This is a genomic window from Bartonella vinsonii subsp. berkhoffii ATCC 51672 (genome assembly GCF_902825225.1).
GTDB lineage: Bacteria > Pseudomonadota > Alphaproteobacteria > Rhizobiales > Rhizobiaceae > Bartonella > Bartonella berkhoffii.
Window position 1 is genome coordinate 146,599 of the sequence record NZ_CADEAK010000002.1, and the last position, 11,623, is coordinate 158,221.

Consider the following 11,623-nt stretch of genomic DNA (forward strand, 5'->3'; position numbering starts at 1 on the left):
ATAAATTTCAGTAATTTTATTCATATCAATATAAAATATTACTTATAAATAAAAAAGTGTTTTTTATGCCAACTATACTTTAAATAAAGGTAAATAATATGAAGCAATTCAACGTTCTTAGAGAGACAATGAGCAATAAAATTAACGTAATTATTGCAATAGCAAGTGTATTTTTTATGACTCATTCCGTGTATGCTCAAGCACAAGGCTTAGAAAATGCAAAAAAAGCTCTAGAGGCATTCAAAAAGCAATTAGATATCCTTATCCCTTTAGCTGCTGCTGTTATACTTTTATGTTTGGCAATTGGTTATGCAGGGCGTTACATCGAAAAAGATACATTTGTACGATGGGCAATCGGCGTTGTCATTGCAGGCTCTGCAGCCGAGATCGCTAAATTATTATTTAAAGGATAATAAGAATGAATCATAAAGTTTTATAGTATGAAGTATCTTTTGTTATTCAAACAGAAGTATAAATTTCAGTGATTCTACCCAATCAATATAAGCTATTACTTATAACTAAGGAAAAATGTTTTTTTTGCAAACTATACTCTGAATAAAGGTAAATAATATGAAACAATTCAACACTCTTAAAGCAACAATAAGCAATAAAATTAATGTAATTATTGCAACAACAAGTGTGTTTTTTATAACACGCTCTGTATATGCTCAAGCAGCAGGTTTGGGTAATGCAAAAAAGGCTTTAGATGCATTCAAAAAAGAGCTTGTTGAAAACATTATTCCTATTGCCGCGGCTGTTATCCTTTTGTGTTTAGCAATTGGTTATGCAGGGCGTTACATCGAAAAAGATACCTTTGTACGATGGGCAATTGGCGTTATCATTGCTGGCTCAGCAACCCAAATTGCCACAATGTTATTTAAACCACAATGAGGTTAATATTCAAATAGTGGAATACAAAGTATTTTTTCAAAAGCGAAGATTTTTCATGAGTTGCAAAAGACCAATGAATGTCTCGCCCATATCGAGAGTATAAAAACGTTAGAGTAAAATATGAAACCATGTAATAATTCCCAATCAAAAATTAACAGCAAAATTATCACAATTTCTGCAGCTATAACCGCATTTTTTGTATCTCATCCTGCATATGCAAAACTAGAAAATGCTAAAAAAGTTTTAAAAACATTTAAAGAAGAACTTGTTGAAAAAATTATCCCCATTGCCGCGGCTGTTATACTTTTATGCTTAGCAATTGGTTACGCAGGACGCTATATCGAAAAGGATACATTTGTGCGGTGGGCGGTTGGTGTTATCATTGCTGGATCAGCAACCCAAATTGCTACCATGTTATTTACGCCAAATTAAAGCAAATCATGAACTTAAAAGGCATAAAGTGTTTTTAATAAGCCATGTCAATTGGTTGTAGATGTATCTATAATAACTTTTCTTATGCTATAAAAATAGGTGTTGTTTATGGCGATTTCAATCATAATGAAGGTAAAAAAATGAAACAATCAAATATTCTTGATGCAGAAACCGGTAAAAAGATCAGTGGTATTATTATAACATCAATTGTGTTCTTGCTGACCGAACCAGCATATGCTCAAACGGGAACCAAGGCCATAGATATTTTTACAGGTATGCAATATGGGTTAAGTATGATTATTCCCATTGTTGGCGCTATTATTTTTTTATTTCTATTGCTTATTTATCTGTTTCGCATCATCTCAAGGGCTACATTCATACGGTGGTCGTTCAGTGTCATCGTCGCAGGTGCAGCGTTTTATATTAGCACTCTCTTATTTTACATCAACTAACCGGAGCAACCAGTGAAACCACAAAAACATGAAGCATTTCCTTTATTTAAGGGAGCGACCCGTGTTCCAACAATTTGGGGTGTGCCTATGATGCCACTTATTGTTATGGTTGTAGGTGTTGCTACTATTGCTATGACAGTAAATATCTTTTTGTGGGTAATCGCGCCACCATTATGGTTCATTATGGTGCAAATTACCAAAAACGATGATAAAGCATTCCGTATCTGGTGGTTGTGGATTGATACCAAATTTCGCAACCGTAACAAAGGCTTTTGGGGCGCATCAAGTTACAGTCCTTCTAATTACCGCAAAAGGAGATAAATATGACGGTTGTTGAAAGCAACAAGCGACTTCTATCAGAGACACCAGTAAGCCTGTTTATTCCCTATTCACACCACATTACAGATACGATCATCTCTACAAAAAATGCGGAATACTTGTCGATCTGGAAAATTGATGGGCGTTCACATCAAAGCGCTTCAGAAGAAGATATTTTCCAATGGACAAAAGAGTTAAACAATACCTTACGCGGTATTGCATCAGCCAACTTATCACTATGGACTCATATCGTACGTCGGCGCGTCTATGAATACCCTGATTCAACATTTGATCAAATGTTTTGCTATCAACTCGATGAAAAATACCAGCAAAGCTTTACTGGTTATAATCTGATGGTCAATGACTTGTATCTGACTGTCGTTTATCAACCTATAGCTGATAGAATTATGTCCTTCTTTTCCCAGCATGAACGTGAAACGCTTGATCAAAAAAAGATGCGGCAAGAGTCGTCTATAAAGGCTCTCAATGAGATTAACAATACCTTAGGTCAATCGTTAAAACGTTACGGTGCAGAGCTTCTTGGAGCTTATGAAAAAAATGGCCATGCTTATTCTTCTGCACTCGAATTTCTTGGAATGCTAGTCAATGGCGAATACCGTCCTATGCCGATATGTCATGACCGTTTTGCTGATTATATGTCTATTAATCGGCCTTTTTTCTCAAAATGGGGAGCTCTTGGTGAACTACGTACAACCAGTGGAACGCGTAGATTTGGCATGCTAGAAATTAAGGAATATGACACGACAACAAAGCCAGGACAACTAAATGTTTTGTTGGAAAGTGATTTCGAATTCGTGCTAACACAAAGCTTTTCGGTACTTTCACGACATGCTGCCAAGGATTATTTACAGCGGCATCAGCGTAATCTTATCGACGCTCGTGATGTGGCGACGAGTCAAATTGAACAAATTGACGAAGCACTCAACCAGCTTGTCAGTGGACATTTTGTCATGGGGGAGCATCATTGCACACTAACACTTTACGGCGATACAATTCAACAAGTTCGCGACCATATGGCAAAAGCGAGTGCTGCACTGCTAGACGTTGCAGTATTGCCAAAACCTGTAGATTTAGCTATAGAGGCTGGTTATTGGGCACAACTTCCTGCAAATTGGAAATGGCGACCACGTCCTGCACCAATCACATCGCTGAACTTTTTATCATTCTCATCCTTTCATAATTTTATGTCAGGTAAACCAACCGGGAACCCATGGGGACCAGCGGTTACAATTCTTAAAACAACCAGTAAAACGCCTCTTTATTTCAATTTTCATGCCTCCAAACTTGAAGAAGATTCAACAGACAAGCGATTACTTGGTAATACCGCACTTATCGGACAATCAGGTTCTGGTAAAACTGTACTTCTCGGATTTTTGTTAGCGCAAGCACAAAAATTCAAGCCAACAACTGTTGTCTTTGATAAAGATCGTGGTATGGAAATTGCTATTCGGGCGATGGGAGGTCGATATCTGTCATTTAAAGCTGGCAAGCAGAGTGGTTTCAACCCATTCCAACTCCCGCCTACACAAGAAAATCTGATTTTTCTGAAACAATTTGTTAAAAAATTGGCAGAAGCTGGTGGTGAAGTCACGCACCATGACGAAGAAGAAATTAACCAAGCTGTCACATCTATTATGAGTAGCAACATTGATAGATCCCTGCGTCGTTTGTCTTTCCTCGTGCAATTCTTACCAAATCCGCATCTGAGTGATTATAATGCCTCTCCATCTGTCCATGCTCGTTTAATAAAGTGGTGTGAAGGTGGTGATTATGGATGGTTATTTGATAATCCCAGTGATGCACTTGATCTCTCAACGCATCAAATTTACGGCTTTGATATTACTGAATTCTTAGACAACCCAGAGACTCGTACTCCGGTGATGATGTATTTGCTTTATCGCACAGAAGGAATGATTAGCGGTCAACGGTTTATGTATATCTTCGATGAATTCTGGAAACCTTTACAAGATCCGTACTTTGAGGATTTAGCAAAAAATAAACAAAAGACTATTCGTAAACAAAATGGTATTTTTGTTTACGCTACACAAGAGCCTGGAGATGCGTTAGAAAGCAATATCGCTAAAACGCTCATTCAGCAGTGCGCAACCTACATTTTTCTAGCTAATCCAAAAGCAAATTATGAAGATTATACAGAAGGCTTTAAACTCACAGATGCTGAATTTGAATTGATTAAAGGACTTGGTGAATTTAGTCGTCAATTTCTCATAAAACAAGGTGACCAATCTGCCCTTGCAGAACTGAATCTTGGCAAATTCCATGTGACAATTGATGGAAAAACCATTGAACGCGACTTTAGTGATGAACTTCTCGTGTTATCGAGTACACCCGACAATGCAGAGATAGCAGAAAATATTATCGCTGAAGTAGGCGATGATCCAGCAATATGGTTACCAGTTTTTTTAGAACATGTAAAAAATAATAAGAGGGAAACATGAAAAGAGTAATTACTTTAGCAACAATAGCAGTAATTTTGTTGACAACAAACTTAGCAAAAGCTTTGGTGTTTGGAGCAGGTGCAGCAGATTTAAGAAGCTCAGTTCCGTCTTTACCTAATTGGTTTCTTTGGAAATCACCTTCCAAAAAGGCGGCTCCTAAAAAGCCTACTCCACCGCAGCACTATGTAGAACTCATTGAGTTAATAAAAAAACAGCTTGAAATAAATAAGCAGCAACTCAAAAAGACAGCAGAAACGCATGATTCCGTAACAGGAAATCGAAAGTTAGGTACTAATCAACTTGAAGTTATAAAAACAGATCATACCAGTTTTTTTCTTAAAGATCCACAATGGATCTATAATGAAAATTCTGACATTTCAGCATCTAAGTTCAAGTCATTCAGTGGCATTCTAGGAGAGGAAAAAATCCCTGGTTCTATTGATCAGGCACGTAAATCTATCGAAAGGCGTAAACAATATGCAGCGATTGTCGATAAAGCTGTCAGTTTACAAACTTTTCAAGAATCAGAAAATCGCTTTAAGCAAATCTCTGAACTCATAAAACAAATAAATACAACGACAGATCTAAAAGCCATTGCCGAATTACAAGCACGCATAAAAGGCATGCTCGCCATGATCCAAAATGAATCGACAAAATTGCAAATGGTCGCGCACTCACGCAATGCAGAACAAGCACTTATTAGTCAACAAAAGCAAAAACGCAATATGCAAATTCTTGACAGTACCAATAAGGGAATGCCCACCATAAGATTTACAAGATAAGTTTTTGTATAACAAACTTAATTCTACGCCATTGTTTTTTCTTTCTTTCTCGGCAGAAAGCTAAATATCATATTGAGAATTTTCTCAACATCTTGGAGAAACACACGGAGACTTAATCCATCATAATCCAACAAAAATGCTGAAATGAATTGCGTAAATAAAAATAAAACGTACGACATGCCCCCATATTTTAAGGTAATGGAAAACTAAAATTCGCTAACGAGGAATGCCATGAACTTCAAAATGTTCACGCAACTTTTTAATCACATTGATCAAGCAACAAAAACACATGTCATAGATATTTCCTCAAAAGCAATTGCTACAATTACACCCTTCGTATCAATCGGTCTCACCATCGCTTTTATTGTATATGGATGGCTCGTTATTCGCGGTGCAATAGATATGCCTGCCTCTGAATTCCTAAGCCGTTGCTTGCGGATCAGCATTATTACTTCAATGGCATTGTCTGTAGGACTTTATCAGCAAGAAATTGCAAATGTGATAATAGAAATGCCGCATAATTTATTAAGTACACTGATGAAAGATCCACCAAACAACAACCAATTAATCAGTTTGATTGACAAAGTAGCTGAAAGTGGTTTCACACGTGCAAGTGAAGCTTTCGAAGAATCTGCTTTCTTAGATGCTAATGGACTACTTTATGGCCTCTTCGGTATCCTTATTCTGCTTGCAACAAGCTTCCTAGCCGCAATTGGCGGCGCCTTCATTTTGATGGCAAAGATCGCACTTGTACTCCTCGTAGGCCTCGGACCACTCTTTATCATCACCTTGCTCTGGCAACCAACCTATCGCTTTTTTGAGCAATGGATATCTCAAATTTTGAGCTATATAATTCTCATTGTACTTCTAGCCACCATATTCAATCTCATGATGAATATCTTTGCAAATTATATGATAGATTTGAAATTCGATGGAAAACAGAATGTCGGTTTGATACTTGGTGGTGTTCTCATCTTGTCCATTATCTCCATCATACTGTTGCTCAAACTATCAAGCATTGCAAATGCTTTGGCTAAAGGCGTTACATTTGGACATCTCTGGAGATTAAATGCAGCAAGAAGCCTACCTTCACGTAACAACCGCACAATTAAATAATCAAAATACCTTAACCGCAAAATAGGAAATATCCATGCTGCAGTTCAACATTTCCATAAATAAAAATGAAATTAAGAAAAAAGAAATGATCGCAAACTATGCGTTTTACTTTTTAATCAAAATTTAAATAATAACAAAAATATTAGAGTTTTATATTATGGCAAAAAAATGAGTATCAAAATGAAATCAATCGTTTTTGCAATTTTGATCGCAAGCCTTTTATCAGCTTGCACATCGGCTCCACAACTAAAGAAGCCAAGTAATTGGAACCGTGTGCCTGTGAATAAAACAGTCCCTGCCGAAATTCAGCGAGAAACAATATGAGAAAATTAACTATCATAGTGACAATAAGCGTAATTCTTGCAACTCTAAACTCAGCAAAAAGTGCTGAAATTAAAGAAGACACTATTTCTCTTCTGGACAAAATACACAAATCTATAACAGGCATTCGAGCAAAAACGTTAAAAACAGAAGAAGATGATGGAACTTTATTACTGCCGAATCCACAATACATCTATGACCAAACTAAGCAAAGTAATATTGCCAACAAGATCCCTGAATTATTTAGAAAAATTATAAAAGACGAAAATTATCTTCACGATTCTCCTGTAGATGAAGCACGCGAAACTCTTGATTGGCGCAGTCAATATGCAGCAGTCATAGATAAAGTTATCCTTTTGCAGGCTTTTCAAGAAACAGAAAAGCGTTTTGAGGAAATTGCAAAAATTCTAACAAAGGTCACTGAAACGCAAGATTTAAAAGATATTGCTGAACTGGAGCTGCGTATGAAGGGCATGCTCGCCATGATCCAAAATGAATCGACAAAACTGCAAATGGTCGCGCATTCAAGTAATACAGAACAAGCACTTATTAATCGACTAAAACGTAAACGCAATGTGCAAATTCTTCAGCAAAAAAATACACAAATGCCTACAATAAGATAAGTTTTTGTATAAAAGACTGAATTCTACTCCATTTTTTTTACCTTCTCTCTCGGCAAAAGCCAATACATAATCATTGAGTACTCTCTCAACATCTTGAAGAAACACACGGAGACTTAATCCATCATAATCCAACAAAAATACTGAAATAAATTGTGTAAATAAAAATGAAACGTACGACATGTCCCCATGTTTCAAAGTAATGGAAAACTAAAATTCGCTAAAGAGGAATGCCATGGACTTCAAAATGTTCGCGCAACTTTTTAATCACATTGATCAAGCAACGAAAACATATGTCATAGACATTTCCTCAAAAGCGATTGCTACAATTACACCCTTCGTATCAATTGGTCTTACCATTGCTTTCATTGTATATGGATGGCTCGTTATTCGTGGTGCAGTTGATATGCCAATTTCTGGATTCATAAACCGTTGCTTGGGGATCAGTATCATTACTTCAATTGCACTAACCGCAGGGTTGTACCAGAAAGACATTGCCAATGTAATAATAGACATACCTCAGGACTTATCAAATAAATTGTTAAACAATCCACCAAACAACAACCAATTAATCAGTTTGATTGACAAAGTGGCTTTAAGTGGATTCGAACGTGCAAGCGAAGCTTTCGAAGAATCTGCTTTCTTAGATGCTAATGGACTACTTTATGGCCTCTTCGGTATCCTTATTCTGCTTGCAACAAGCTTTCTAGTCGCAATCGGTGGTGCATTCATTTTGATGGCAAAGATCGCACTTGTACTCCTCGTAGGCCTCGGACCACTCTTTATTATTGCTTTGCTCTGGCAACCAACCTATCGCTTTTTTGAGCAATGGATAACACAAATTTTAAGTTACATAATTCTCATTGTACTTTTAGCCACCATATTCAGTCTCATGATGAATATTTTTGCAAATTATATGATAGATTTGAAATTCGATGGAAAACAGAATGTCGGTTTGACACTTGGAGGTGCTCTCATTTTATCCATTATCTCCATCATACTGTTGCTCAAACTATCAAGCATTGCAAATGCTTTGGCAAAAGGCGTTACATTTGGACATCTCTGGAGATTAAATGCAGCAGGAAGCCTACCTTCACGTAACAACCGCACAATTAAATAATCAAAATACCTTAACCGCAAAATAGGAAATATCCATGCTGTAGTTCAATATTTCCATAAATAAAAATGAAATTAAGAAAAGAGAAACGATCGCAAACTATGCGCTTTACTTTTTAATCAAAATTTAAATAATAACAAAAATATTTGAGTTTTATTTATGGCAAAAAAATGAGTATTAAAATGAAATCAATCGTTTTTGCAATTTTGATCGCAAGCCTTTTATCAGCTTGCACATCGGCTCCACAACTAAAGAAGCCAAGTAATTGGAACCGTGTGCCTGTGAATAAAACAGTCCCTGCCGAAATTCAGCGAGAAATAACATGAGAAAATTAACTATCATAGTGACAGTGAGCGTAATTCTTGCAACCCTAAACTCAGCAAGAAGTACTGAAATTAAAGAAGACACTATTTCTCTTCTGGAAAAAATACACAAATCTATAACAGGCATTCGAGCAGAAACGTTAAAAACAAAAGAAGATGATGGAACTTTGTTGCTGCCGAATCCACGACACATCTACGATCAAAGTAAGAGAGATGATGTTACCAAAAAGGCCCCTAAATCATTTCAAGAAATTATAAAAGACGAAAATGAACTTCGTGATTCTCCTGTAGATGACGCACGCGAAAAGCTTGATTGGCGCAGTCAATATGCAGCAGTCATAGATAAAGTTATCGTTTTGCAAGCTTTTCAAGAAACAGAAAAGCGTTTTGAGGAAATTGCAAAAATTCTAACAAAGGTCACTGAAACGCAAGATTTAAAAGGTATTGCTGAACTGGAGCTGCGTATGAAGGGCATGCTCGCCATGATCCAAAATGAATCGACAAAACTGCAAATGGTCGCGCATTCAAGTAATACAGAACAAGCACTTATTAATCGACTAAAACGTAAACGCAATGTGCAAATTCTTCAGCAAAAAAATACACAAATGCCTAAAATAAGATAAGTTTTTGTATAAAAGACTGAATTCTACGCCATTTTTTTACCTTCTCTCTCGGCAAAAGCCAACACATAATCATTGAGTACTCTCTCAACATCTTGGAGAAACACACGAAGACTTAATCCATCATAATCCAACAAAAATACTGAAATAAATTGCGTAAATAAAAATAAAACGTACGATATGTCCCCATATTTTAAGGTAATAGAAAACTAAAATTCGCTAAAGAGGAATGCCATGGACTTCAAAATGTTCACGCAACTTTTTAATCACATTGATCAAGCAACGAAAACATATGTCATGGATATTTCCTCAAAAGCGATTGCTACAATTACACCCTTCGTATCAATCGGTCTTACCATTGCTTTCATTGTATATGGATGGCTCGTTATTCGCGGTGCAGTTGATATGCCAATCTCTGGATTCATAAACCGTTGCTTGGGGATCAGTATCATTACTTCAATTGCACTAACCGCAGGGTTGTACCAGAAAGACATTGCCAATGTGATAATAAACATACCTCAGGACTTATCAAATAAATTGTTAAACAATCCACCAAACAACAACCAATTAATCAGTTTGATTGACAAAGTGGCTTTAAGTGGATTCGAACGTGCAAGCGAAGCTTTCGAAGAATCTGCTTTCTTAGATGCTAATGGACTACTTTATGGCCTTTTCGGTATCCTTATTCTGCTTGCAACAAGCTTTCTAGTCGCAATCGGTGGTGCATTCATTTTGATGGCAAAGATCGCACTTGTACTCCTCGTAGGTCTCGGACCACTCTTTATCATCACCTTGCTTTGGCAACCAACCTATCGCTTTTTTGAGCAATGGATAACACAAATTTTAAGTTATACAATTCTCATTGTACTCCTAGCCACCGTATTTAGTTTCATGATGAATATCTTTGCAAATTATATGATAGATTTGAAATTCGATGGACAGCAGAATGTGAGTTACGCGCTTGGTGGTGCTCTCATTTTATCCATTATATCCATTGTGCTATTGCTCAAACTGTCAAGCATTGCCAATGCTTTGGCTAAAGGTGTCACATTTGGACATCTATGGAGATGAAATGCAGAAAGGAATAAGCAATATTCTCGGTAGCAACCAGCATAATTAGCTAACAAACATATCCAATAGTCCAGTGAAAATATATCCACTGCAGATGAATATTTTCATAAATAAAAGATAAAATTAAGAAAAGAGAAAAAATCACAAACTATACACTTTACTTTTTTTATCAAAATTGAAATAATGATAAAAATATGAAAACTTTATATATACTAAAAATAGGAGTGTTAAAATGAAATCAATCATTTTTACAGTTTTGATTGCAAGCCTTTTATCAGCTTGTGCATCAGCTCCAAAACTCAAAAAACCAAATAATTGGAATCGCGTACCTATTAACAAAATTGTCCCTGATGAAATTCAGCAAGGTGTCATATGAGACAAAAACAACCTAAACCAGTAAAAGCAGATCAACTTAAAAATTATTACGAAGAAAGCCGTGGATTAGAACGTGAACTCATTAGCGAATTTATAAAATCACGCAGAACGGCATGGCGTGTAGCGGGTGCTGTTGGTATTTTTGGTTTATTCGGTATGATGTGCGGAGTCGTTGGCTTTTCCCAACCAGCTCCAACACCCTTAGTGCTACGCGTTGATAACACAACAGGTGCGGTCGATGTAATTTCTGTGATGCGCGAGCATGAAACAAGCTACGGCGAGGTTGTGGATAGATATTGGCTCAATCAATATGTCCTTAACCGTGAAACTTATGACTACGATACTATTCAGCTAAACTATGACACTGCAGCGCTTTTAAGTGCACCAGCTGTTCAACAAGAATTTTATAAGATTTATGAAGGCGAAGATGCACGTGACAAAGTGCTTTCCAACAAAGCACGCATCACGGTTAAAGTACGATCGATTCAGCCCAATGGACATGGACAAGCAACTGTGCGTTTTACGACGCAACAACATGACACTAGCGGTGCCGTTGGACCAAAACAACATCAAATCGCAACAATTGGTTACACCTATGTTGGCGCACCAATGAAATCATCTGATCGATTGCTTAATCCACTTGGTTTTCAAGTGACAAGTTACCGCGCTGATCCGGAAATACTGTTGAATAATTAAGGAATTGATTAT

16 protein-coding genes are annotated in these 11,623 nt (G+C 36.8%); all 16 read left to right on the forward strand.

Annotated elements, in window-relative coordinates; translation table 11 throughout:
• The first annotated feature begins 98 nt into the window (after positions 1-98).
• The 16 genes from trwL (J7R10_RS01595) (at position 99) to J7R10_RS01670 (ending at position 11,611) form a co-directional block, all read left to right on the forward strand.
• Entirely contained in the window at positions 99-413 is a 315-nt protein-coding gene (gene trwL, locus J7R10_RS01595) for a VirB2 family type IV secretion system major pilin TrwL (protein WP_010705844.1), read from the forward strand.
• Between the two features lie 157 nt (positions 414-570).
• The gene (gene trwL / locus J7R10_RS01600; protein WP_010705845.1) at positions 571-891 is read left to right on the forward strand and encodes a VirB2 family type IV secretion system major pilin TrwL; all 321 of its coding nucleotides are present in this window, start codon (positions 571-573) and stop codon (positions 889-891) included.
• 120 nt (positions 892-1,011) lie between these two features.
• Positions 1,012-1,323 (forward strand): VirB2 family type IV secretion system major pilin TrwL, encoded by a 312-nt coding sequence (trwL, locus tag J7R10_RS01605; protein ID WP_010705846.1) that lies wholly within the window; start codon positions 1,012-1,014, stop codon positions 1,321-1,323.
• 140 nt (positions 1,324-1,463) lie between these two features.
• Positions 1,464-1,775, forward strand: coding sequence for a TrbC/VirB2 family protein (locus J7R10_RS01610; RefSeq protein WP_026501441.1), 312 nt, complete (start codon positions 1,464-1,466; stop codon positions 1,773-1,775).
• A 12-nt stretch (positions 1,776-1,787) separates the two neighbouring features.
• Positions 1,788-2,096: a VirB3 family type IV secretion system protein gene (locus J7R10_RS01615; RefSeq protein ID WP_010705848.1), complete on the forward strand. Its 309-nt coding sequence runs from the start codon at positions 1,788-1,790 to the stop codon at positions 2,094-2,096.
• 2 nt (positions 2,097-2,098) lie between these two features.
• Positions 2,099-4,570 (forward strand): VirB4 family type IV secretion/conjugal transfer ATPase, encoded by a 2,472-nt coding sequence (locus tag J7R10_RS01620; RefSeq protein ID WP_010705849.1) that lies wholly within the window; start codon positions 2,099-2,101, stop codon positions 4,568-4,570.
• Positions 4,567-5,352, forward strand: a complete 786-nt coding sequence (locus tag J7R10_RS01625) for a TrbJ/VirB5 family protein (RefSeq protein WP_010705850.1) — start codon at positions 4,567-4,569, stop codon at positions 5,350-5,352. Before J7R10_RS01620 ends, J7R10_RS01625 begins: the two co-directional genes overlap by 4 nt.
• Before the next feature lie 231 nt (positions 5,353-5,583).
• Positions 5,584-6,468, forward strand: a complete 885-nt coding sequence (locus tag J7R10_RS01630) for a TrbL/VirB6 family protein (RefSeq protein ID WP_010705851.1) — start codon at positions 5,584-5,586, stop codon at positions 6,466-6,468.
• Positions 6,469-6,648: 180 nt separating this feature from the next.
• Positions 6,649-6,792: a TrwH protein gene (locus J7R10_RS01635; protein WP_010705852.1), complete on the forward strand. Its 144-nt coding sequence runs from the start codon at positions 6,649-6,651 to the stop codon at positions 6,790-6,792.
• The gene (locus tag J7R10_RS01640) at positions 6,789-7,412 is read left to right on the forward strand and encodes a TrbJ/VirB5 family protein (protein WP_010705853.1); all 624 of its coding nucleotides are present in this window, start codon (positions 6,789-6,791) and stop codon (positions 7,410-7,412) included. The genes J7R10_RS01635 and J7R10_RS01640 overlap by 4 nt, the downstream gene beginning before the upstream one ends.
• A gap of 232 nt (positions 7,413-7,644) precedes the next feature.
• On the forward strand, positions 7,645-8,529 hold the full coding sequence (locus tag J7R10_RS01645) for a TrbL/VirB6 family protein (RefSeq protein WP_010705854.1): 885 nt from the start codon (positions 7,645-7,647) through the stop codon (positions 8,527-8,529).
• A 179-nt stretch (positions 8,530-8,708) separates the two neighbouring features.
• Complete coding sequence (locus J7R10_RS01650) at positions 8,709-8,852, forward strand: TrwH protein (protein ID WP_010705855.1); 144 nt, start codon at positions 8,709-8,711, stop codon at positions 8,850-8,852.
• On the forward strand, positions 8,849-9,472 hold the full coding sequence (locus J7R10_RS01655) for a TrbJ/VirB5 family protein (RefSeq protein ID WP_010705856.1): 624 nt from the start codon (positions 8,849-8,851) through the stop codon (positions 9,470-9,472). The genes J7R10_RS01650 and J7R10_RS01655 overlap by 4 nt, the downstream gene beginning before the upstream one ends.
• Before the next feature lie 231 nt (positions 9,473-9,703).
• A complete protein-coding gene (locus tag J7R10_RS01660) occupies positions 9,704-10,540 on the forward strand; it encodes a TrbL/VirB6 family protein (protein WP_010705857.1) in 837 nt (278 codons plus the stop codon).
• Positions 10,541-10,772: 232 nt separating this feature from the next.
• Positions 10,773-10,916 (forward strand): TrwH protein, encoded by a 144-nt coding sequence (locus tag J7R10_RS01665; RefSeq protein ID WP_010705858.1) that lies wholly within the window; start codon positions 10,773-10,775, stop codon positions 10,914-10,916.
• Positions 10,913-11,611 carry a VirB8 family type IV secretion system protein gene (locus J7R10_RS01670; RefSeq protein WP_010705859.1) on the forward strand — a complete coding sequence of 233 codons (699 nt, stop codon included), beginning with the start codon at positions 10,913-10,915 and terminating at the stop codon, positions 11,609-11,611. Before J7R10_RS01665 ends, J7R10_RS01670 begins: the two co-directional genes overlap by 4 nt.
• The last annotated feature ends 12 nt before the right edge of the window (positions 11,612-11,623 follow it).

Coding starts and splice junctions, on each gene's coding strand:
- trwL (WP_010705844.1), top strand. CDS start 99: ATGAAGCAATTCAACGTTCTTAGAGAGACAATGAGCAATAAAATTAAC.
- trwL (WP_010705845.1), top strand. CDS start 571: ATGAAACAATTCAACACTCTTAAAGCAACAATAAGCAATAAAATTAAT.
- trwL (WP_010705846.1), top strand. CDS start 1,012: ATGAAACCATGTAATAATTCCCAATCAAAAATTAACAGCAAAATTATC.
- J7R10_RS01610 (WP_026501441.1), top strand. CDS start 1,464: ATGAAACAATCAAATATTCTTGATGCAGAAACCGGTAAAAAGATCAGT.
- J7R10_RS01620 (WP_010705849.1), top strand. CDS start 2,099: ATGACGGTTGTTGAAAGCAACAAGCGACTTCTATCAGAGACACCAGTA.
- J7R10_RS01625 (WP_010705850.1), top strand. CDS start 4,567: ATGAAAAGAGTAATTACTTTAGCAACAATAGCAGTAATTTTGTTGACA.
- J7R10_RS01630 (WP_010705851.1), top strand. CDS start 5,584: ATGAACTTCAAAATGTTCACGCAACTTTTTAATCACATTGATCAAGCA.
- J7R10_RS01635 (WP_010705852.1), top strand. CDS start 6,649: ATGAAATCAATCGTTTTTGCAATTTTGATCGCAAGCCTTTTATCAGCT.
- J7R10_RS01640 (WP_010705853.1), top strand. CDS start 6,789: ATGAGAAAATTAACTATCATAGTGACAATAAGCGTAATTCTTGCAACT.
- J7R10_RS01645 (WP_010705854.1), top strand. CDS start 7,645: ATGGACTTCAAAATGTTCGCGCAACTTTTTAATCACATTGATCAAGCA.
- J7R10_RS01650 (WP_010705855.1), top strand. CDS start 8,709: ATGAAATCAATCGTTTTTGCAATTTTGATCGCAAGCCTTTTATCAGCT.
- J7R10_RS01655 (WP_010705856.1), top strand. CDS start 8,849: ATGAGAAAATTAACTATCATAGTGACAGTGAGCGTAATTCTTGCAACC.
- J7R10_RS01660 (WP_010705857.1), top strand. CDS start 9,704: ATGGACTTCAAAATGTTCACGCAACTTTTTAATCACATTGATCAAGCA.
- J7R10_RS01665 (WP_010705858.1), top strand. CDS start 10,773: ATGAAATCAATCATTTTTACAGTTTTGATTGCAAGCCTTTTATCAGCT.
- J7R10_RS01670 (WP_010705859.1), top strand. CDS start 10,913: ATGAGACAAAAACAACCTAAACCAGTAAAAGCAGATCAACTTAAAAAT.